This window comes from Serratia sp. CY84636 (assembly GCF_052166245.1).
Classification (GTDB): domain Bacteria; phylum Pseudomonadota; class Gammaproteobacteria; order Enterobacterales; family Enterobacteriaceae; genus Serratia; species Serratia nevei.
The window spans coordinates 163,213-185,075 of record NZ_JBJNOX010000006.1 but is presented as its reverse complement, the minus strand read 5'-3'; the positions used below and the strand labels follow the sequence as shown (position 1 = coordinate 185,075).

Annotated in this window: 17 protein-coding genes; 8 read left to right on the top strand and 9 right to left on the bottom strand. The window is 59.2% G+C overall.

From position 1 onward, the window contains the following. Positions 1–30 precede the first annotated feature (30 nt). The 3 genes from gltB (at position 31) to ACJ8QI_RS17875 (ending at position 6,569) form a co-directional block, all read left to right on the top strand. Positions 31–4,491 (top strand): glutamate synthase large subunit, encoded by a 4,461-nt coding sequence (gltB, locus tag ACJ8QI_RS17885; RefSeq protein WP_442532889.1) that lies wholly within the window; start codon positions 31–33, stop codon positions 4,489–4,491. A 14-nt stretch (positions 4,492–4,505) separates the two neighbouring features. Then, positions 4,506–5,924, top strand: a complete 1,419-nt coding sequence (locus ACJ8QI_RS17880) for a glutamate synthase small subunit (protein WP_048234903.1) — start codon at positions 4,506–4,508, stop codon at positions 5,922–5,924. A 165-nt stretch (positions 5,925–6,089) separates the two neighbouring features. Beyond that, the gene (locus ACJ8QI_RS17875) at positions 6,090–6,569 is read left to right on the top strand and encodes a hypothetical protein (protein WP_049198519.1); all 480 of its coding nucleotides are present in this window, start codon (positions 6,090–6,092) and stop codon (positions 6,567–6,569) included. A 62-nt stretch (positions 6,570–6,631) separates the two neighbouring features. On the opposite strand, the gene sspB is transcribed toward ACJ8QI_RS17875, so the two are convergent. The 5 genes from sspB to zapE all read right to left on the bottom strand — a co-directional run bounded on the left by sspB (position 6,632) and on the right by zapE (position 10,333). Beyond that, entirely contained in the window at positions 6,632–7,132 is a 501-nt protein-coding gene (gene sspB, locus ACJ8QI_RS17870) for a ClpXP protease specificity-enhancing factor (RefSeq protein WP_004937084.1), read from the bottom strand. A 5-nt stretch (positions 7,133–7,137) separates the two neighbouring features. Beyond that, positions 7,138–7,779, bottom strand: coding sequence for a stringent starvation protein SspA (gene sspA, locus ACJ8QI_RS17865; RefSeq protein ID WP_004937082.1), 642 nt, complete (start codon positions 7,777–7,779; stop codon positions 7,138–7,140). 325 nt (positions 7,780–8,104) lie between these two features. Next, complete coding sequence (gene rpsI / locus ACJ8QI_RS17860) at positions 8,105–8,497, bottom strand: 30S ribosomal protein S9 (protein WP_004937080.1); 393 nt, start codon at positions 8,495–8,497, stop codon at positions 8,105–8,107. Positions 8,498–8,512: 15 nt separating this feature from the next. Further along, positions 8,513–8,941, bottom strand: coding sequence for a 50S ribosomal protein L13 (gene rplM / locus ACJ8QI_RS17855; RefSeq protein WP_004937079.1), 429 nt, complete (start codon positions 8,939–8,941; stop codon positions 8,513–8,515). Positions 8,942–9,205: 264 nt separating this feature from the next. Next, positions 9,206–10,333, bottom strand: a complete 1,128-nt coding sequence (gene zapE, locus ACJ8QI_RS17850; protein WP_442532888.1) for a cell division protein ZapE — start codon at positions 10,331–10,333, stop codon at positions 9,206–9,208. 231 nt (positions 10,334–10,564) lie between these two features. On the opposite strand from zapE, the gene zapG reads away from it, so the two are divergent. The 5 genes from zapG (at position 10,565) to ACJ8QI_RS17825 (ending at position 19,124) form a co-directional block, all read left to right on the top strand. Next, positions 10,565–10,966, top strand: coding sequence for a Z-ring associated protein ZapG (gene zapG, locus ACJ8QI_RS17845; protein WP_004937074.1), 402 nt, complete (start codon positions 10,565–10,567; stop codon positions 10,964–10,966). 180 nt (positions 10,967–11,146) lie between these two features. Beyond that, positions 11,147–12,517: a serine endoprotease DegQ gene (degQ, locus tag ACJ8QI_RS17840; protein WP_442532887.1), complete on the top strand. Its 1,371-nt coding sequence runs from the start codon at positions 11,147–11,149 to the stop codon at positions 12,515–12,517. An 88-nt stretch (positions 12,518–12,605) separates the two neighbouring features. After that, positions 12,606–13,664, top strand: coding sequence for an outer membrane-stress sensor serine endopeptidase DegS (gene degS, locus ACJ8QI_RS17835; RefSeq protein ID WP_004937070.1), 1,059 nt, complete (start codon positions 12,606–12,608; stop codon positions 13,662–13,664). Between the two features lie 529 nt (positions 13,665–14,193). Beyond that, on the top strand, positions 14,194–15,762 hold the full coding sequence (locus tag ACJ8QI_RS17830; protein WP_442532886.1) for a ShlB/FhaC/HecB family hemolysin secretion/activation protein: 1,569 nt from the start codon (positions 14,194–14,196) through the stop codon (positions 15,760–15,762). A gap of 62 nt (positions 15,763–15,824) precedes the next feature. Beyond that, positions 15,825–19,124, top strand: coding sequence for a GLUG motif-containing protein (locus ACJ8QI_RS17825; RefSeq protein WP_442532885.1), 3,300 nt, complete (start codon positions 15,825–15,827; stop codon positions 19,122–19,124). A gap of 86 nt (positions 19,125–19,210) precedes the next feature. On the opposite strand, the gene murA is transcribed toward ACJ8QI_RS17825, so the two are convergent. From murA to mlaC, 4 genes are all read right to left on the bottom strand, one after another. Next, complete coding sequence (gene murA / locus ACJ8QI_RS17820) at positions 19,211–20,470, bottom strand: UDP-N-acetylglucosamine 1-carboxyvinyltransferase (protein WP_442532884.1); 1,260 nt, start codon at positions 20,468–20,470, stop codon at positions 19,211–19,213. A 55-nt stretch (positions 20,471–20,525) separates the two neighbouring features. Then, the gene (gene ibaG, locus ACJ8QI_RS17815; protein ID WP_004937066.1) at positions 20,526–20,780 is read right to left on the bottom strand and encodes a BolA family iron metabolism protein IbaG; all 255 of its coding nucleotides are present in this window, start codon (positions 20,778–20,780) and stop codon (positions 20,526–20,528) included. A 140-nt stretch (positions 20,781–20,920) separates the two neighbouring features. Continuing rightward, positions 20,921–21,223, bottom strand: coding sequence for a lipid asymmetry maintenance protein MlaB (gene mlaB, locus ACJ8QI_RS17810; protein ID WP_442532883.1), 303 nt, complete (start codon positions 21,221–21,223; stop codon positions 20,921–20,923). Then, complete coding sequence (gene mlaC / locus ACJ8QI_RS17805; protein WP_142110563.1) at positions 21,223–21,852, bottom strand: phospholipid-binding protein MlaC; 630 nt, start codon at positions 21,850–21,852, stop codon at positions 21,223–21,225. Before mlaC ends, mlaB begins: the two co-directional genes overlap by 1 nt. Positions 21,853–21,863 lie beyond the last annotated feature (11 nt).

Here is a 21,863-nt window from a genome sequence, read left to right as displayed (position 1 = left end):
GTCACGCAGAGCCTGGGGAGGTTCACTGATATGTTGTACGATAAATCCCAAGAGAGGGACAACTGTGGTTTCGGCCTGATCGCCCACATAGAAGGCGAACCTAGCCACAAGGTGGTTCGCACCGCCATTCACGCGCTGGCCCGCATGCAACACCGCGGCGCAATCCTGGCCGACGGCAAGACCGGCGACGGCTGCGGCCTGTTGCTGCAAAAACCCGATCGCTTCTTCCGCATGGTGGCGGAAGAGCGCGGCTGGCGTTTGGCCAAGAACTACGCCGTCGGCATGATGTTCCTCAGCCAGAATGAAGAGGAAGCGCGCCTCAGCCGCCGCATCGTGGAAGAAGAGCTGCAAAACGAAACGCTGTCGATCGTCGGCTGGCGTGAAGTGCCGACCAACCCGGACGTGCTGGGTGAAATCGCCCTCTCCTCCCTGCCGCGCATCGAGCAAATCTTCGTTAACGCCCCGGCCGGCTGGCGCCCGCGCGATATGGAGCGCCGCCTGTTCGTGGCGCGCCGCCGCATCGAGAAACGCGTGCAGGACAACAGCTTCTACGTCTGCAGCTTCTCCAACCTGGTGACGATCTATAAAGGCCTGTGCATGCCTGCGGATCTGCCGCGCTTCTATCTCGATCTGGCGGACCTGCGCCTGGAGTCGGCCATTTGCCTGTTCCACCAGCGCTTCTCCACCAACACCGTGCCGCGCTGGCCGCTGGCGCAGCCGTTCCGCTACCTGGCGCACAACGGCGAAATCAACACCATCACCGGCAACCGCCAGTGGGCGCGTGCCCGTACCTACAAATTCCAAACGCCGCTGATCCCGGATCTGCAGGCCGCCGCGCCGTTCGTCAACGAAACCGGCTCCGACTCCAGCTCGCTGGACAACATGCTGGAGCTGCTGCTGGCGGGCGGGATGGATCTCATTCGCGCCATGCGTTTGCTAGTGCCGCCGGCCTGGCAGAACAACCCGGACATGGACGGCGATCTGCGCGCCTTCTTCGACTTCAACTCGATGCACATGGAGCCGTGGGACGGCCCGGCCGGCATCGTGATGTCCGACGGCCGCTACGCCGCCTGTAACCTCGATCGCAACGGCCTGCGCCCGGCGCGCTATGTGATCACCAAAGACAAGCTGATCACCTGCGCCTCCGAAGTCGGCATCTGGGATTACCAGCCGGACGAAGTGGTGGAAAAAGGCCGCGTCGGCCCCGGCGAGCTGATGGTGATCGACACCCGCAGCGGCCGCATCCTGCACTCGGCGGAGACCGACAACGATCTGAAAAGCCGCCATCCGTATAAAGAGTGGATGGAGAAAAACGTCAAACGTCTGGTGCCGTTCGAAGATCTGCCGGACGATCAGGTCGGCAGCCGCGAGCTCGACGACGCGCAGCTCGAAACCTACCAGAAACAGTTCGGCTACAGCAGCGAAGAGCTGGATCAGGTGATCCGCGTGCTGGGCGAGATTGGCCAGGAAGCCACCGGCTCGATGGGCGACGATACCCCGTTCGCCGTGCTCTCCAGCCGGCCGCGCATCGTTTACGACTATTTCCGCCAGCAGTTCGCGCAGGTCACCAACCCGCCGATCGATCCGCTGCGCGAAGCGCACGTCATGTCGCTGGCCACCAGCATCGGCCGTGAAATGAACGTGTTCTGCGAAGCCGAAGGCCAGGCGCACCGCCTGAGCTTCAAATCGCCGATCCTGCTGTACTCCGATTTCAAACAGCTCACCACGCTGGAAGGCGAATACTATCGCGCCGAGACCCTCGATCTGGCCTTCGATCCGCAGCAGCAGGATCTGGAGCAGACCATTCGCGCCCTGTGCGACGAAGCGGAACGCAAGGTGCGCGAAGGTGCGGTGCTGTTGGTGCTGTCCGACCGCGCCATCGCGCCCGGCCGCCTGCCGGTACCGGCCCCAATGGCGGTGGGCGCCGTGCAAACCCGCCTGGTTGAGAAAAGCCTGCGCTGCGACGCCAACCTGATCGTTGAAACCGCCAGCGCCCGCGATCCGCACCACTTCGCCGTGCTGCTCGGCTTCGGCGCGACCGCCATCTACCCGTATCTGGCCTATGAAACCCTGGCCAAGCTGGTGGACAGCCAGGCGATCGACAAGAAATACCGCGACGTGATGCTGAACTACCGCAACGGCATCAACAAAGGCCTGTACAAGATCATGTCCAAAATGGGCATCTCGACCATCGCCTCTTACCGCTGCTCCAAGCTGTTCGAAGCGGTCGGCCTGCACCGCGATCTGGCGAATCTGTGCTTCCAGGGCGTGGTCAGCCGCATCGGCGGCGCCAGCTTCAGCGATTTCCAGCAGGATCTGCAGAACCTTTCCAAGCGCGCCTGGCTGAAACGCAAGCCGCTGGAGCAAGGCGGCCTGCTGAAGTTCGTGCACGGCGGCGAATACCACGCCTACAACCCGGACGTGGTGAACTCGCTGCAAAAAGCGGTGCACAGCGGGGAATACAGTGACTATCAGGCCTACGCCAAGCTGGTGAACGAGCGGCCGGTCGCCATGCTGCGCGATCTGCTGGCCATAACGCCGAAAGGCGAACCGATCCCGGTCGATCAGGTTGAACCGGCGGAGTCGCTGTTCAAACGCTTCGACACCGCGGCGATGTCGATCGGCGCACTGAGCCCGGAAGCGCACGAGTCGCTGGCGATCGCCATGAACGGCCTCGGCGGCTTCTCCAACTCCGGCGAAGGCGGCGAAGATCCGGCGCGCTACCGCACCAACAAGGTGTCGCGCATCAAACAGGTGGCCTCCGGCCGCTTCGGCGTGACGCCGGCCTACCTGGTGAACGCCGACGTGATCCAGATTAAGGTGGCGCAGGGCGCCAAGCCGGGCGAAGGCGGCCAGCTGCCGGGCGACAAAGTCACTCCGTACATCGCCAGACTGCGTTACTCGGTGCCGGGCGTGACCCTGATCTCCCCGCCGCCGCACCACGACATCTACTCGATCGAAGATCTGGCGCAGCTGATCTTCGACCTGAAGCAGGTCAACCCGAAGGCGGTGATCTCGGTGAAACTGGTGTCCGAACCGGGCGTCGGCACCATCGCCACTGGCGTGGCGAAGGCCTATGCCGATCTCATCACCATCGCCGGTTACGACGGCGGCACCGGCGCCAGCCCGCTGTCCTCGGTGAAATACGCCGGCTGTCCGTGGGAGCTGGGCCTGGTGGAAACCCAGCAGGCGCTGGTGGCCAACGGCCTGCGCCACAAGATCCGCCTGCAGGTGGACGGCGGCCTGAAAACCGGCGTGGACATCGTCAAAGCGGCGATCCTGGGCGCGGAAAGCTTCGGCTTCGGCACCGGGCCGATGGTGGCGCTGGGCTGTAAATACCTGCGCATCTGCCACCTCAACAACTGCGCGACCGGCGTCGCGACTCAGGACGACAAGCTGCGCCGCGATCACTACCACGGCCTGCCGGAACGCGTGACGAATTACTTCCAGTTTATCGCGCGTGAAACCCGCGAGATCATGGCGCAACTGGGCGTGAGCCAACTGGTGGATCTGATCGGCCGCACCGAGTTCCTGACCGAGCTGGACGGCATCTCTGCCAAGCAGAACAAGCTGGATCTGTCGCCGCTGCTGAAAACCGCCACGCCGCATCCGGGTAAAGCGGTGTACTGCACCGAAAGCAGCAACCCGGCGTTCGACAAGGGCCTGCTGAACAAAGAACTGCTGGCGCAGGCGCAACCGTACATCGAAGCGAAGCAGGGTAAAACCTTCTACTTCGACATTCGCAACACCGACCGCTCCGTGGGCGCCATGCTGTCCGGCGCTATCGCCGACGTGCACGGCGATCAGGGCATGGCGGCCGATCCGATCAAGGCGCACTTCTCCGGCACCGCCGGGCAGAGCTTCGGCGTCTGGAACGCCGGCGGGGTCGAGCTGACCCTGACCGGCGACGCCAACGACTATGTCGGCAAAGGCATGGCCGGCGGCAGCATCGCGGTGCGTCCGCCGATCGGCTCCGCCTTCCGCAGCCATGAAGCCAGCATCGTCGGCAACACCTGCCTGTACGGCGCTACCGGCGGCAAGCTGTTCGCCGCCGGCCGCGCGGGCGAACGCTTCGCGGTGCGCAACTCCGGCGCCATCACCGTGGTGGAAGGCATCGGCGACAACGGCTGCGAATACATGACCGGCGGCATCGTCTGCGTGCTGGGTAAAACCGGCATCAACTTCGGTGCGGGCATGACCGGCGGTTTCGCCTACGTGCTGGACGAAGACGGCGAGTTCCGCAAGCGCGTGAACCCGGAGCTGGTGGAAGTGCTGGATGTCGATCAGCTGGCGATCCATGAGGAGCACCTGCGCGGCCTGATCACCGAACACGTGCAGGCGACCGGCTCTTCCCGCGCGGAAGAGATCCTGGCCAACTGGCCGGAGTGGGCACCGAAGTTCGCCCTGGTCAAACCGAAGTCCAGCGATGTCAAAGCGCTGTTGGGTCACCGTAGCCGTTCCGCAGCCGAGCTGCGGGTGCAGGCGCAGTAAGAGGTAGGTCATTAATGAGCCAGAACGTTTACCAATTTATCGACCTGCAGCGTGTTGATCCGCCAAAGAAACCGCTGAAGATCCGCAAAATCGAGTTCGTCGAGATCTACGAACCGTTTTCGGAAACCCAGGCCAAGGCCCAGGCGGACCGCTGTCTGTCCTGCGGCAACCCGTATTGCGAGTGGAAGTGCCCGGTGCACAACTACATCCCGAACTGGCTGAAGCTGGCCAACGAAGGCCGCATCATGGAAGCGGCGGACCTGGCGCATCAGACCAACAGCCTGCCGGAGGTATGCGGCCGCGTGTGCCCGCAGGATCGCCTGTGCGAAGGCTCCTGCACCCTGAACGACGAGTTCGGTGCGGTCACCATCGGCAATATCGAGCGCTACATCAGCGATAAGGCCATCGAAATGGGCTGGAAGCCGGACATGTCGCACGTGCAGCCGACCGGCAAGCGCGTGGCGATCGTCGGTGCCGGCCCTGCCGGGCTGGCCTGCGCCGACGTATTGACCCGCAACGGCGTCAAGGCGGTGGTATATGACCGTCATCCTGAAATCGGCGGCCTGCTGACCTTCGGTATCCCGGCCTTCAAGCTGGAAAAGGAAGTGATGGTCAAACGCCGCAGCATCTTCAGTGAGATGGGCATCGAGTTCCAGCTGAACACCGAAGTGGGCAAAGACATCAGCATGGAGACCTTGCTGAGCGAGTACGATGCGGTATTCCTCGGCGTCGGCACCTATCAGTCGATGCGCGGCGGCCTGGAGAACGAGGAAGCGCAGGGCGTGTACGATGCGCTGCCGTTCCTGATCGCCAACACCAAGCAGCTGATGGGGTATGAAACCGAGCAGCACGAGCCTTACGTCAGCATGGAAGGCAAGCGCGTGGTGGTGCTGGGCGGCGGCGATACCGCCATGGACTGCGTTCGTACCTCAGTGCGCCAGGGCGCGACGCAGGTCACCTGCGCCTACCGCCGCGACGAAGCCAACATGCCGGGTTCCAAGCGCGAAGTGAAGAACGCCCGGGAAGAAGGGGTAGATTTCCAGTTTAACCTGCAGCCGCTGAGCATCGAGCTGAACAGCGCCGGCCGCGTGGCCGGGGTGAAGATGGTACGCACCCAGCTGGGCGCACCGGATGCCAACGGCCGTCAGGCGGCGGAGCAGGTGCCGGGTTCTGAACACGTGATCGACGCCGACGCGGTGGTGATGGCGTTCGGCTTCCGCCCTCACCGTATGGACTGGCTGGCGGCACACGACGTGCAGCTCGATAAACAGGGCCGCATCCTGGCGCCGGAAGGCAGCGACAACGCGTTCCAGACCAGTAACCCGAAAATCTTCGCCGGCGGCGACGCGGTGCGCGGTTCCGACCTGGTGGTGACGGCGATCGCCGAAGGCCGCAAGGCGGCAGACGGCATCATGAACTACCTGGAAGTGTAAACCTTCCGTACCGCCAGAGGCCCGGCACATTGCCGGGCCTCTGTTTTTAGCCTGCCACGCTTTGTAACAACCTCCCCTCACCTCACCGCTTCAACGCGCTATAGTATTGAGTTAGCACCATTGCGGGGCGCGGCTGCGCCTGACACCGAGATAAGGATAGCGAACATGAAATGCTCCATTTCCCTGTTGGCCGGCGCACTGCTGGCCGTCAGTTTCAGCGCTTCAGCCATGGCGCTGGATTCGCAGGAGGTCGGTTACAATATCGAAGCGCGCGGCGCGCGGCCGGTCGTGGCACAGTTGGGCAAAGCCGGGCAGTTCAGCGCCGTGGAAAACAGCATCCGGCTGGGGGACGACAGCTGGATTGCCCTGGCGCCCAAGCTGGCCGGCGGCGGCAATGCCGGCTTTACCGCCGGCATCAAATCTGCGCTCTCCGCCGCCCTGATTTACAATCCGGCGGCGGTGTTGCAGGCGCTCAACAAAGGCAACGATCTGCCGCTCAATGACATTTGCACCGCGCCGCCGGAAGTGCAAGGCGACACCGCCATCACCAGTTTCCGCCAGCGCGCAACCCGCGCCTTGTCCACCGTGCGCGTAGGCGATCTCAGCGCACCGCGCGATGCCTGCATTGCCGCCTTGAAAGGCTGATCCGCTTCTGCCGGGCAAAAAAAAGCACCCCATAGGGTGCTTTTTCGTTTGTTCGCGCGGGATTACTTCACCACGCGCAGCGCCGGGCGGCCACCGCGCGGCGGCTGCGGCGGCTCGTCGTCCGGGCCGTTATCTTCCGCGGTATCCGGGCGATCGCCGTCGATCACCGACATCAGGGTTTCCGAAGGGATCGTCTCATTGTCCAGGCCTTCGAAAACGCCTTCGCTCTCGTCGTAGGCGGCTTCCGGTTCGAACATCGTGCCGGCGCCGTTTTCACGCGCATAGATCGCCAGCACGGCGGCCATCGGCACCGAAACCTGACGCGGCACGCCGCCGAAGCGCGCGTTGAACTGCACGTCTTCGTTGCCCAACGCCAGGTTGCCTACCGCGCGCGGCGCGATATTCAGCACGATCTGGCCGTCACGCGCGAACTCCATCGGCACCTGCACGTCCGGGCGAGTCACATCGACCACCAGGTGCGGCGTCAGCTGGTTATCCAGCAGCCAGTCATAGAACGCCCGCAGCAGATACGGGCGACGCGGCGTCATCTGAGACATGTCCATCGCGCTTAGCCCCGGGTTTGCAGGCGCATTTCACGCTCGGCTTCGGTCAGGGAAGCCAGGAAAGCGTCGCGTTCGAAGACGCGGGTCATGTAGCCTTTCAGCTCTTTGGAGCCGGCACCGCTCAACTCAATGCCCAGCTGCGGCAGACGCCACAACAGCGGCGCCAGATAGCAATCCACCAGGCTGAACTCTTCGCTCATGAAATACGGCGCCTGGCCGAAGATCGGTGCGATCGCCAGCAGCTCTTCACGCAGCTGACGACGGGCGGATTCCGCTTCCTGACCGCTGCTCTTCTCGATCTTGTCCATCAGCGAGTACCAGTTCTTCTCGATGCGCAGCATCATCAGACGGCTCTCGCCACGGGCAACCGGGTAAACCGGCATCAGCGGCGGGTGTGGGAAACGCTCATCCAGGTATTCCATGATGATGCGGGATTCATACAGGGTCAGTTCGCGATCGACCAGCGTAGGCACCGTCTGGTAAGGGTTGAGGTCAATCAGATCTTGCGGCAGGTTATCCATTTCGACCTGCTCGATCTCGACGCTGACACCTTTCTCCGCCAGTACGATACGTACTTGATGGCTAAAAATGTCGGTCGGGCCAGAGAACAGCGTCATTACCGAACGTTTGTTGGCAGCGACAGCCATGAAAACCTCCAAGTTATCTAGAAAATACTGCGAATAGCCAACTGACAGGCTGCTATCCTGAATAATCTTGCCGCAGGCCGGCAGCACGCAGCGCGACCCGAGCCCATGAAAAACCGGCCCAGGAGGTCAACTGCACGGCGAACAGGCGCAAAAGTGGGTGATAGTTTACCAGATTTTGCTTGTTTTGTGGGGACGGTGCGGTGAATTCATGTTGAATTGTCTGATCTGCCACAGATTTTAGTCGGGGACGGCGGATTTCAGGCATAAAAAAACCCGGTGAAGCACCGGGTTTTTTGCGTAAATCGCACTGCCGAAGCAGCGAAAATTAACGCTTGGAGAACTGCGGACGACGACGTGCTTTACGCAGGCCGACTTTCTTACGTTCAACCTGACGAGCGTCACGGGTGACGAAGCCAGCTTTACGCAGTTCAGAACGCAGAGTCTCATCGTACTCCATCAGTGCACGGGTGATACCGTGACGGATAGCGCCAGCTTGACCGGAGATACCACCACCTTTAACGGTGATGTACAGGTCCAGTTTGCCAACCATGTCGACCAGCTCCAGCGGCTGACGAACTACCATGCGGGCAGTTTCGCGACCGAAGTACTGTTCCAGGCTGCGCTGGTTGATAACGATGTTACCGTTGCCCGGCTTGATGAAGACGCGAGCGGCGGAGCTTTTGCGGCGACCAGTGCCGTAGTATTGATTTTCAGCCATTGCCATTAATCCCGATTAAATGTCCAGAACTTGCGGTTGCTGTGCCGCGTGATTGTGCTCGGTGCCCGCGTAAACCTTCAGTTTACGGAACATAGCACGACCCAGCGGGCCCTTTGGCAGCATGCCTTTAACCGCGATTTCAATCACGCGCTCAGGACGGCGGGCAATCATCTCTTCAAAGGTCGCTTGCTTGATACCACCGATGTGGCCGGTGTGGTGGTAGTACACTTTGTCTGTACGCTTGTTGCCGGTTACAGCAACTTTGTCAGCGTTCAGAACGATGATGTAATCACCGGTATCCACGTGCGGGGTGTATTCCGCTTTATGCTTGCCGCGCAGGCGACGAGCCAGTTCAGTAGCGAGACGGCCTAAAGTTTTACCATCTGCATCAACAACGTACCAGTCGCGTTTTACGGTTTCTGGTTTAGCTGTAAAAGTTTTCATTAGAAAGCTTACCCAATAATTAGTTACACGTTGGTGAACACCCAAACGCTCGAAAACAGTTGAGGCTCACACGACCATACAAGTCCAGCAAACCTACCCCTTCGAATAGCCATTGCCGGCACTATAAAGTTTTTGGGAAAAAAAACTTTGTTGTAACGTGGGGTCGCAAGATTATAGAGAAGTCGCTCACAAAGATCGAACGGTTTTTGAATGGAAAATAAATTTATCGCCGGCGGCGGGCAACCGGCGATAGGCCCGATGGGCTCAGGGCAGATGCGGCAGCTTGAGGTACTCTTCGCTCTGCATTTCCTGCAGGCGCGACAGGCAGCGCTGATACTCGAACTTCAGCCGCTCCCCCTGGTAGATCTCGAACATCGACACCTCGGCACCGATCACCAGCTTGACGTGACGCTCATAGAATTCGTCCACCAGCGCCAGGAAACGGCGCGCGGTATTCTCTTTCAGCGGCCCCATCACCTGCACATTATACAGGATCACGCTGTGATACAGCCGCGACAGCGCAATGTAGTCCAGTTGACTGCGCGCCTCTTCGCACAGCGTGTGGAAATCCACCGCCAGCACGCCGTCCACCGAACGGATCGCCTGCAGCGGCCGATGGTTGATCTGCAGCATCGGCGCCTCCTCCCCCGCCTTGCCCGCCAGCTTGACGAACATCCGGTCCAGCGTTTCGCGCGTCTGGTCGCTCAGCGGCGTCAGGTAGAGGTGCGCCTGGGTCAGAGTACGCAGACGATAATCGATACCGGCGTCGACGTTCATCACGTCGCAGTACTCATTGATCAGATCGATAGCCGGCAGGAAACGCGCCCGCTGCAGACCGTTGTGGTACAGATCGTCCGGCGGGATGTTCGACGTGGCCACCAGCGTGATGCCGCGCGCGAACAGCGCCTGCAGCAGCGTGGCCAGCAGCATGGCGTCGGTGATGTCGGACACGAAGAATTCGTCGAAGCACAACACGTCGGTCTCGGCCTTGAAGCCGTCGGCGACGATTTCCAGCGGGTTTTCCCGCCCTTGCAACTCGGTCAGCTCTTCATGCACCCGCAGCATGAAGCGGTGGAAGTGCAGACGCATTTTGCGATCGCCCGGCAGGCTGTGGAAGAACATGTCCATCAACCAGGTTTTGCCACGCCCGACGCCGCCCCACATATACAGCCCCTGCACCGGGCGCTGCGGCGCCGTTTCGCCGCCCTTGCCCAACAAACGGCTGAGCTTGCCGCGCAGCCCGCCGGTCGGCGCGCTCGCCGCCGGCTTTTGCCGCAGAGCCTGATAAATGCGATCCAGTTGAGTAACGGCCCGACGTTGAACCTCATCGGCCTGATATTCCCCCGCGTCCAGCGCCTGCTGGTAGCGAGATAACGGTGATAGTGCCTGCATCTGTTCGATGTTCCCTAAGAACGCTTAGAAATTATTTAGCCAACGTTGGCGGCAAGTTGATGCCGATTCGCACCGTTATCGCCACAAATGCCCGCTGCGGGCGCCGCTGAAAACCCTGTAAAAATTAGGTTGAAGCGCATCAGGATTCCACTCGGACAAGGTTAACGGTTATAGTGGATATTATTAAGTGAAAAATCCCTGCGGAACAACGAAGTCAAAATAGGAGTCATCATGACCTGGGAGTATGCGCTGATTGGTTTGGTCGTCGGTATCGTGATTGGTGCGGTGGCGATGCGTTTTGGCAACCGTAAATTGCGTCAACAACAAGTCTTGCAGAATGAGCTGGACAAGAGCAAAACCGAGCTGGAAGAGTACCGTCAGGAGCTGGTCGGCCACTTCGCCCGCAGCGCCGAGCTGCTGGATAACATGGCGCGCGATTATCGCCAGCTGTATCAGCATATGGCGAAAAGCTCCAACAACCTGCTGCCGGATCTGCCGATGCAGGAGAACCCGTTCCGCTATCGCCTGACCGAAGCGGAAGCGGACAACGATCAGGCGCCGGTGGAAATGCCGCGCGACTATTCGGAAGGGGCCTCCGGCCTGCTGCGCGGCCAAAGCGCACGCCGCGACTGATATTCCTTCTTCGCCCGCGGGGCCTCCCGCGGGTTTAATCCCGTTTGTGCCATATTGACCTTCCTTCGCATTACCTTTACTGAACTTTGCACGCAAATTCACGGTCTTACCCTTCACTATGACAAGGCGATTGCCTTATCATCAAATTTTCATCGGCAGGTATTGAGAGAGTTATCATCAATGAAGAAAAAGTCGTTAATTCTTAGTGCATTGGCAATGAGCCTCGGCCTGGCGTTCAGCGCCGCACCGGCGGCCAACGCGGCCCTGCCCGTCGCCGTGCAGGGGCAGCCGCTGCCGAGCCTGGCGCCGATGCTGGAAAAAGTCTTGCCCGCCGTCGTGAGCGTGCATGTCGCCGGCACCCAGGTGCAGCGTCAACAGTTGCCGGAAGAGTTCAGACGCTTCTTCGGCCCCAACTTCCCCGGCCAACAGCAGAGTTCCCGCCCGTTTGAAGGATTGGGCTCCGGCGTGATCATCGACGCCGCCAAGGGCTACGTGCTGACCAACAACCACGTCATCAACAACGCCGATAAAATCCGCGTGCAGTTGAACGACGGTCGCGAGCTGGACGCCAAGCTGGTCGGGCGCGATGAACAGTCCGACATCGCCCTGCTGCAGCTCAGCGATACCAAAAACCTGACCGCCATCAAGATGGCCGATTCCGACCAGCTGCGCGTCGGCGACTTCGCCGTGGCGGTCGGCAACCCGTTCGGCCTGGGCCAAACCGCCACCTCCGGCATCATCTCAGCGCTGGGCCGTACCGGCCTGAATCTGGAAGGGCTGGAAAACTTCATTCAGACCGACGCCTCCATCAACCGCGGCAACTCCGGTGGCGCGCTGGTTAACCTGAACGGCGAACTGATCGGCATCAATACCGCCATTCTGGCGCCGAGCGGCGGCAACGTCGGCATCGGCTTCGCCATTCCGAGTAATATGGCGCAGAACCTGAGCCAGCAGCTGATCGAATTCGGCGAAGTGAAACGCGGCCTGCTTGGCATCAAGGGCAGTGAAATGACCCCGGACATGGCCAAAGCCTTCAACACCGACGCGCAGCGCGGCGCCTTCGTCAGCGAAGTGTTGCCGAAATCCGCCGCCGCCAAGGCCGGCATCAAAGCCGGGGATATTCTGGTTTCCGTCGACGGCAAACCGGTGAACAGCTTTGCCGAACTGCGCGCCAAGGTCGGCACCACTGCGCCGGGCAAAACCCTCAAGGTAGGCCTGCTGCGCGACGGTAAACCGCAGGAAGTCTCGGTCACGCTGGACAACAGCGAGAGCGCCTCGACCAATGCCGAAACGCTGTCGCCGGCGCTGCAGGGGGTATCCCTCAGCAACGGCGCGCTGCCGAGCGGCGACAAGGGCGTGAAGGTGGAGAACGTGGATAAAGGCTCGACGGCGGCGCAAATCGGCCTGCAAAAAGGCGACGTGATCATCGGCGTCAACCGCCAGCGCGTGGACAGTATCACCGCGCTGCGCAAGGTGCTGGAAGCCAAGCCACCGGTGATGGCGCTCAATATCGTGCGCGGTAACGAAACCATTTATCTGCTGCTGCGTTAATTTGTGCAAAAACCGGGCTCGGTGACATACTGCGCCCGGTTAACTCATGCTATCCTCCGAACATCGTTCACCACACCACGAAAACTCCATGTTTGCTAAGCTCTTGCGTTCTGTCGTTATCGGTCTCATCGTTGCCGGCCTGCTGTTGGCCGCCCTGCCCATGCTGCGCTCTTCCAACGGCCTGTTTGCAGAGAAAACCGAGAATACCAGCGACGAAACGCCGGTGAGCTACAACAAGGCGGTGCGCCGCGCCGCCCCTGCCGTGGTGAACATCTACAACCGCAACCTGAACGGCGCCGCCAACGTGCTGTCGCTCGGTTCCGGCGTGATCATGAACGAACGCGGCTATATCATCACCAACCGCCACGTGATCAAAGACGCTCAGCAGATCACCGTGGTGTTGCAGGATGGCCGCCGCTATGAAGCGCTGCTGGTCGGCTCCGACGGCCTGACCGACCTGGCGGTGCTGAAGATCGATCCCGGCAATTTACCGGTGATCCCGACCAATAAAAATCGCGTTGCCCACGTCGGCGACGTGGTGCTGGCGATCGGCAACCCCTATAACCTGGGGCAAACCGTGACTCAGGGCATCCTCAGCGCTACCGGGCGCATCAGTATGAGCACCACCGGCCGGCAGACGTTCCTGCAGACCGACGCCTCAATCAACCGCGGCAACTCCGGCGGCGCGCTGGTCAACTCGCTGGGCGAGCTGATCGGTATCAACACCCTGACCTATGACAAAATCACCGACGGCGAAACGCCGGAGGGCCTCGGCTTCGCCATTCCGATCGAACTGGCCACCAAAATCATGGACAAGCTGATCCGCGACGGCCGCGTGATCCGTGGCTATTTCGGCATTCAGGGCAAGGAGATCATTCCGCTGCGCCCCTCCAATTCCGGCATCGATCGCCTGCAGGGCATCATCGTGACCGAAATTACGCCGAACGGCCCGGCGAGCAACGCCGGTTTCCAGATCAACGACATCATCATCAACGTGGATAACAAACCGGCGGTATCCGTGCTGGAAACCATGGACCAGGTGGCGGAGATCAGACCGGGCACCGAGATACCGGTTATCGTGCTGCGCGACGGCAAACGCATTACGTTGAAAATGACGGTGGGTGAATTCCCGGAAGACAGCAACTAGCCCTTTGATCACCCACGCACCGCTTTATATTCACTCAAAGAGCGGTGCCCCCAACCGCATTCCTGCCTTACCCTGTCCATTCTTATTACTTATCTAATAGGCTTTGTTTCCCTTCAGATAATCAGCACCCCAATTAATAACCCATAATTATAAGTTCAATAAAAACATATTACATCCAACCCATTAATAAAATAATTAATATACATCACACATTAGAACACCAGAAAATTCCAAAAAAAATAAAAAAGATTAAAAAACGTTGCGATTAATAAATCTCGAACCAATAATATCGCAGAAAAACTCTACCAGCATTGAACGCAATAGAATAAATACTTATTTTTTCTTAGATGGAATTCCTTTCGTGAATACTATAAGTAATATCATTATCTCCCGCTCTCTTGGTGTATGGGTGAAATTTATTCACTTAGCACAGCGAGGTTATTTTTATTTTCAAGCATCAGCAAGCCTCCTGATTGTAACGTTCCCCTCCTTAGCCACATCAGCTGTGTTGCCTAATGCAGGACAAGTCATGAGAGATCTCGAAGAGACTCGTCTTAATATTCCTGCCCCAGTAGAGATGAAGCCTTCTCCAGCCAAGGCCGCCCCCATTGCGCCTGCTGCGGATAATTCGCCCACTTTGTTGGTAAACAGTTTCTTTCTTAACGGAAACGAGAGTATTTCCTCAGCCAAACTATTGCCTTTGATTGCAGAGTTCAAGGGGCGTGAATTAACGGTGGCACAGTTAAAAACTGTCGTTCAAAGGATAACCATTCACTATCGAAACAAAGGTTATTTCCTGGCCAGCGCTTACCTGCCCCGGCAAGAGATCGTCGATGGTCAAATTCGTATTGATATAGTTGAAGGTAGCTACGGAAACATCACTCTAAATAATAAATCTCAAGTCAGAGACGATATATTACGCCGGCAGTTATCCCATATACACAGCGGCATGGCCATCACAGACGCTCAGTTAGAGCGAAACCTTTTACTGCTCAACGATATACCCGGAGTATTGATCAACAGCACTCTGTTGCCAGGTTCGCAACCCGGCACTACAGATTGGCTGATTAACGCTGCGCCAGGAAAACGGGTAGATGGCGTCTTGCAAACGGATAACTTTGGCGACGTCTATACCGGCGAATACCGCGGCATCGCATCGCTGGGCGTTAACAATCCCCTGCGGTTGGGTGACCGCCTGGACCTTCGCTTGCTGAGCAGCGATAAGCATCAACGCTATTACCGCATGGCTTACCAGCTCCCCGTCAGCCCTTGGGCGACACGAGTAGGCGTTGCGCATTCGTACATGAACTATCGGTTAGGCAAAGATTTCCGCGAGCTGAAAGCCCACGGCAACGCCACCATCGGCAGCGTCTTCGTTGCCCAGCCCCTGCTGCGCAGCCGTACCCTGAACGTCAACGCGCAGCTGCAATTTGACGACAAGACGCTTCGCGACGACATCGATCTCTTCGACAGCCGTAGCCGCAAACGCATCAGCCTGTGGACAGCAGGCGTCGATCTCAATGCCCAAGATCGTTTGTTTGGCGGGGGGCAAAGCGTGGCATCGCTTTCTTACAGCATCGGCAATCTGCACATTGAAGATCCTTCAGCTCGCCGCTGGGACGGCCGTACCGCAAAAACCGAAGGGCAGTTCAGCAAACTGGCGCTGAGTGCGGTCAGGCTGCAAAACCTGAGCGGTGCCTTCCAGCTGTCTACCCAACTCAACGCGCAATGGGCCCCAGGAAATCTGGACTCCTCTGAAAAATTCAGCGTGGGCGGCCCCTATGCCGTACGGGCTTACGCGCCGGGCAGCGGCAACGGCGATTTGGGCTGGCAAGCCAGCATAGAACTGCGCTACGCCCTCAGACCCGGCTGGCAACTGGGCACTTTTATCGACCAAGGACGCGCACGCCTCAACAAACATCCCTGGACGACGGAGAAAAACCGCGTGCACATGTCGGCCGCTGGCTCATCGCTCATCTGGGGAGGAACAAACCATCAGGTCGGTCTTACTGCAGCCTGGCCGCTCGCCGCTTCTGGCCCAGGCAGCGAGACGGATAAATCCCCACGAATTTGGCTACAGGCGGCCCGGTATTTCTAACCGCCTGATGCTAAAGACCAGCTGCTGGAAAGCGGCACTCATGAAAAATAAGGAAATGAATAATGAATAAAATCTATGCATTGGTCTGGAACCCGGTTCGGGAGTGCTGGAATGTGGTCAACGAACACTGCAGCCGCCGTGGCAAGGGCAGCGGCAAGCGCCGTCTGGCAGTGACACTTTCCCTGCTGAGCTTGCTACCGTTGGAACAGGCACTCGCGCTGCCCAGCGGGCAAAACATCGTCTCCGGCAAGGGCGACATCACCACCAACGGTCCTGATATGACCATCAATCAACACAGCTACAAATTAATCACTCAATGGGACAGTTTCAACGTAGGCGGCAACGAGAGCGTGACGTTCCGCCAGCCAGGCGACACATCCGTAGCGCTGAACCGCGTCGTCGGCGTGAATGGCAGTGACATTCAGGGCAAAATCAACGCCAACGGCAAGGTGTTCATCGTCAACCCGAACGGCGTGATATTTGGCAAAAATGCACAGGTCAACGTCGGGGGACTGGTGGCTTCTACCCACGATATCAGCAATGCCGACTTCCTGGCGGGAAAAAACCGTTTCGTCGGCAGTTCGCAAGCGGAAGTCATCAACGAAGGCCGGCTGCAAGCGGCTGACGCCGGCAGCATCGCGCTATTGGGTGCAAGGGTGAATAACCAAGGGATTGTCGTGGCGAAGATGGGTACCGTCGCCTTAGGCGCCGGCGATGACATCACGCTGAACTTCGATGGTAACAAGCTGCTTAATCTGCAGATTGACGGCGCTGCGCTCAACGCGTTGGCTCAAAACCGCGGCGTATTGCACGCCAATGGCGGCCAGGTGTTAATGAGCGCCAAAGCCGCAGGCGATGCCCTGAGAACCGTGGTAAACAACCAGGGCGTGATCGTAGCGGAAACCCTGCGCGAACAATCAGGCCGCATCATCCTCGACGGCGGCGACAATGGCGTCGTCAACCTGGACGGTACGCTGAGCGCCACCGCCAATACCGGCAACGGTGGCACCATTGAGACCAAAGGCGCGCGCGTCGTCGCGCAGCCAAATGTCCAAATCTCAACCCGCGCACTGAATGGCAAAACCGGAACCTGGAGACTGACCTCCGCCGATGTCAACGTAGCGAATGGCGGAAACTTAAATGCCAAAACGCTGGAAAATACGTTAAAAAATAGCAATGTAGATCTTGTTAGCGCCAAAGGCGATGTCACCGTTGCTGAGCAGGTAAATTGGCAGAGCGCCAACAGGCTGTCGCTGACGGCGGAACGGGCCGGGATCAAAATTAACGCCCCGATCAAAGCGACCGGCGCAGGCGGTGCTCTGGCACTTAACCACAAAACGGGCTATACGCTGAACAACAACGCTGCAGTGACCCTATCGGGCACCAACGCTGCGTTCAGCGTCAACGGTGAACAGTACAAAGTGATCCAGACGCTGTCGGAACTGCTGGATATCAATAAAAACCTGAAAGCACGTTACGTTCTGGGCAACGATATTTCCAGCGACAGCCGTATCGATGCCATCGGGGGCAACACGACCTTCAACGGTGTTTTCGAAGGACTGGGAAATATGATCCAGGGTCTGGAAATCACCAACTCTGGCCCTTATCTCGGCCTGTTCAACTCATCCACAGGCTACATAGGCAACCTGAAACTGGATGCGTTGTCGTTTAGCCCTACGTCATTCACGCAATACACCGGAGCCCTTACCGGCCTGAATGCCGGCACCGTTTCCAACGTCAAAGCGACACGGATCAGTATTCACGGCGGCGGCGATATCGGCGGACTGATCGGTATCAACCTCGGTAAAGTGCTTAATTCTTCTGCATCCGGCAAGGTGACAGGCACGACCTCCCGCAGAAACCTCGGTGGGCTGGTTGGCCATAACCTGGGGGTAATTCAGAATAGCCAAGCGAAAGTTACCGTTTCGAGTATTGCTAATGGCTCGTCTGGCCAGCTAGGCGGCCTGGTCGGCGATAACAGCGGCCTGGTGGACGGTTCCTCAAGCGAGGGTAGCGTTAGCGCATCAGGCGAGCAGATGGATCTCGGCGGTCTGGTGGGGGCTAACCACGGCACTATCTTCAACTCCGTCGCCAATACCACGGTCGTCGGTAAGCGCAACAGCCGGATCGGCGGTCTGGCCGGTTTCAACGACGGTAAGATTACTCATTCGACGGCCAACGGCCCCGTCACCGGCGAAGGTGCCTACGCCATCGGCGGTTTGGTCGGGCAGAACAGAGGCGAATTGGATACGGTACAGGCCAACGGCGACGTTACCGGTAAAAACGGCGGGAATATCGGCGGCCTCATCGGGGTTAACGACAAGCAGGCCAAAGTGAAAAATGCGCATGCGAGAAATACCGTTATCGGTGGTGATAACGCCAACATCGGTGGCCTCATCGGGCGCAACAGCGGCGAACTCGTCAACGTTTCCGCCAGAGGAAAAGTACAGGGTGGAAACCAGAGCCTCATCGGTGGCTTGATCGGCGATAACTATGGCAACCTGACAAATGCCGACGTGGAAAGCGAGGTGTATGCCGGTAAGGCCAGCGTAGCCGGTGGACTGGTGGGGCGCAATAACGAAGCCACTCTCACCCATGCCAAAGCGCAAGGCACCCTTTCGGGCGTTTTCAGTCGCACACTCGGTGGGCTGGTCGGTGAAAATAACAGCGGCACGCTTAAAAACGTCAGTGCCGATACCGACGTCAACGGCGGCAACGATGCGTATATCGGCGGCCTGGTCGGTCACAATCGCTATGGCCTCATCACGCAAGCAACGGCTCTTGGTACGGTTAGCGCTGCGGCCAATAGCCGAGTCGGCGGCCTGGTCGGCAGCAACGAGCAAGGTACCATCAGCGACGCGACGGCTAACGTCACCGTCACTGGGGGCAGCGACAGCCAGGTCGGCGGTCTGGTGGGTTACAACAAAGGGATCATCACTCAGGTGAAAACCCTGGGTAACGTTCATGGCGGAACGGGCAGCGACGTAGGGGGAATTGTCGGCCTTAATGATCTTGCCAGTACGCTCGAGCGAGCCAGCGCGTCCGGCGACGTGACCGGAGACGCTTACAGTGCGGTCGGCGGCGTGGCGGGGAGAAATGGCGGCACCCTCAGGAACGTCTCGGCTTCCGGCAAGGTGAACAGCTTCGGTATTTCCCAACGCGGCGGCTTAATTGGCCTCAATGTCGGACTCTTATACGATTCGAGCTTCACGGGTTCGATCGCCCCGGCATCGATGGAAGGCCAGTGGGTAGGCAGCCTGATAGGTTCTAATTTTGATGGGTACGTGCGCAATAATAACGTATCGGGCTCCGCGAAAGATCAACCCCTCTATGGCCGTACGCTGGAAACGCTTTCTCAGTAACATTCCTTTCCTGGTACTCGCAAAAACGGCTTCCATCCGGAAGCCGTTTTCTTAAAGTCTATGCTAAACACAACGCGCTCAGCGCATTACTCGCCTTTCACACGCTCGATGTCCGCACCCAGCGCGCGCAGCTTGTCTTCAATACGCTCATAGCCGCGGTCGATGTGGTAGATGCGATCGACGACGGTCACGCCGTCGGCGATGCAGCCGGCGATCACCAGGCTGGCGGAAGCGCGCAGATCGGTCGCCATTACCTGAGCGCCGGACAGCTGCTCAACGCCGTGGCAAATCACGGTGTTGCTCTCGATTTCCGCGTGCGCGCCCATGCGAATCAGTTCCGGCACGTGCATGAAGCGGTTTTCGAAGATGGTCTCGGTGATGACGCCGGTACCTTCCGCCACCAGGTTCAGCAGGCTGAACTGGGCCTGCATGTCAGTCGGGAAGCCCGGGTGCGGCGCGGTGCGCACGGTGACCGCTTTCGGGCGTTTGCCGTGCATGTCCAGGCTGATCCAGTCTTCACCCACTTCGATATCGGCCCCAGCTTCGCGCAGCTTGGCCAGCACCGCATCCAGCGTGTCCGGACGGGTGTTGCGGCACATCACTTTGCCGCCGGAAACCGCGGCGGCGATCAGGAAGGTGCCGGTCTCGATGCGGTCAGGCAGCACGCGGTACACGCCGCCGCCCAGACGCTCGACGCCTTCGATGGTGATCTTGTCACTGCCGGCGCCGCTGATCTTCGCGCCCAGCGTGTTGAGGAAGTTGGCGGTATCGACAATTTCCGGCTCACGCGCGGCGTTCTCGATAACGGTGGTGCCGGTCGCCAGGGTCGCGGCGCTCATGATGGTCACGGTCGCGCCCACGCTCACCTTGTCCATGACGATGTGCGCGCCCTTCAGGCGGCCCTCGACGGACGCCTTGACGTAACCTTCTTCCAGCTTGATCTCGGCACCCAACTGCTCCAGGCCGGTGATGTGCAGATCGACCGGACGCGCGCCGATCGCGCAGCCGCCCGGCAGGGAAACCTGGCCGCGGCCGAAGCGCGCCACCAGTGGCCCCAGCGCCCAGATGGATGCGCGCATGGTTTTCACCAGATCGTAAGGGGCACAGAACTCGTTCACCCCGCTGGCGTCCACGAAGACCGAACCGTTGCGCTCAATCTTGGTACCCAGCTGGTTGAGTAGTTTAATGGTGGTGTCGATGTCCTTCAGCTTAGGGACATTCTGCAGCTCGACCGGCTCTTCCGCCAACAGGGCGGCGAACAGGATCGGCAGGGCGGCGTTTTTGGCCCCGGAAATAGACACTTCACCGCTCAGGCGAGTCCGACCCTGCACACGAAATTTATCCATCTGACTACTCTCTGTTATCTAATCTGAAGCTGCCCGCCCGGCAGGGCAAACAGCCTTAAAATCCGTTGAGTTTGCGGTCTCGCTGCCACTCTTCAGGGGTGTACGCCTTGATAGACAAGGCATGAATGCGGTTGTCCGCAATGTATTCCATCAGCGGTGCGTAAACCGTCTGCTGTTTTTTGACGCGGCTCATACCGGCGAACAGTTCACCGACCACGATCGCCTGAAAATGGCTGCCGTCGCCCGTCACATGTACTTCATCCAGTGCCAATGCCTGCATCAGCACGTCTTTAATCTCGTTGGTTTCCATAGTATCCAGTTCTGCCGCTAAAGGATCATAAACAGCCTAGTATCTTAGTGGAATACGATGTTTTCTTAAACTAAAGAAAAAGCCCCTGCGTAACAGGGGCTTTGTATCGTTTTACCACGCAAGGGCGGCGTAAAACGCCGCTAACCGGCGGTATCGACAGGCATTATCGCCTGCAGGTTGTAGAGCGCGATCAGCGTTTTCAGGCGCTCGGTGGCGCCGAAAATTTTTAGCGCGACGCCGCGCTCGCGCTGCTCTTCCTGCAGATGCAACAACAGCGCCAGCCCGGCGGAGTCCACGCGCTGCAGTTGCGCCACGTCGATCGCGGTTTTATCCGCCATCAGCGCGTCGCGCTGCCGCCACAGCGGCTGCAGCGTTTCCCGGTCCAGTTCACCGCGCAGGATCAGCGTCTGCTGCTGTGATTCGAAGCTGAGCGCTGCAGACATCAGTTTTTCTTGTCCAGCGTGATAGGCTGCGCTGCGGCGGCCTGCAGCTGTTTGGTCAGGCCGTCGATGCCCTGAGTACGCAGCGTGGACGCCCACTCGTTCTGCTTGGTGGTGATCATGCTGACGCCTTCGGCGATCATGTCATACGCCTGCCAGTAGCCGGTTTTGCTGTTCTTGCGCCATTGGAAATCCAGACGCACCGGCGGACGGCCGCCGTTGTCGATGATGGTGACGCGAATGGCCACGATGTCGGCATTGCCCAGCGGCTGTTCAGGCGCGATCTGGTAAGTCTGGCCGTGGTACATCGCCAGCGCCTGACCGTACGCCTGCTCCAGGTAAGACTGGAAGGCGGTGAAGTAGGCTTCGCGCTGCGCAGGCGTCGCGTCTTTGTAGTAACGCCCCAGCACCAGCGCGCCGGCGTATTTCACCTGCACGAACGGCATCAGTTCCTGATGCACGATGGAGCGCAGGTAGTTCGGGTCCTGCTTGATCTTCGGCTGTTCGTTCTTCAAACGGCTGAAGGTCTTCTGCGCCGCGTCTTGCATCATGCTGTAAGGATTGGTTTGGTCGGCTGCGCTCGCCAGCGGTGCAACCACCAGCAGAGCCACCATCAGTAAACGTTTAAACATGCAGGTATCCT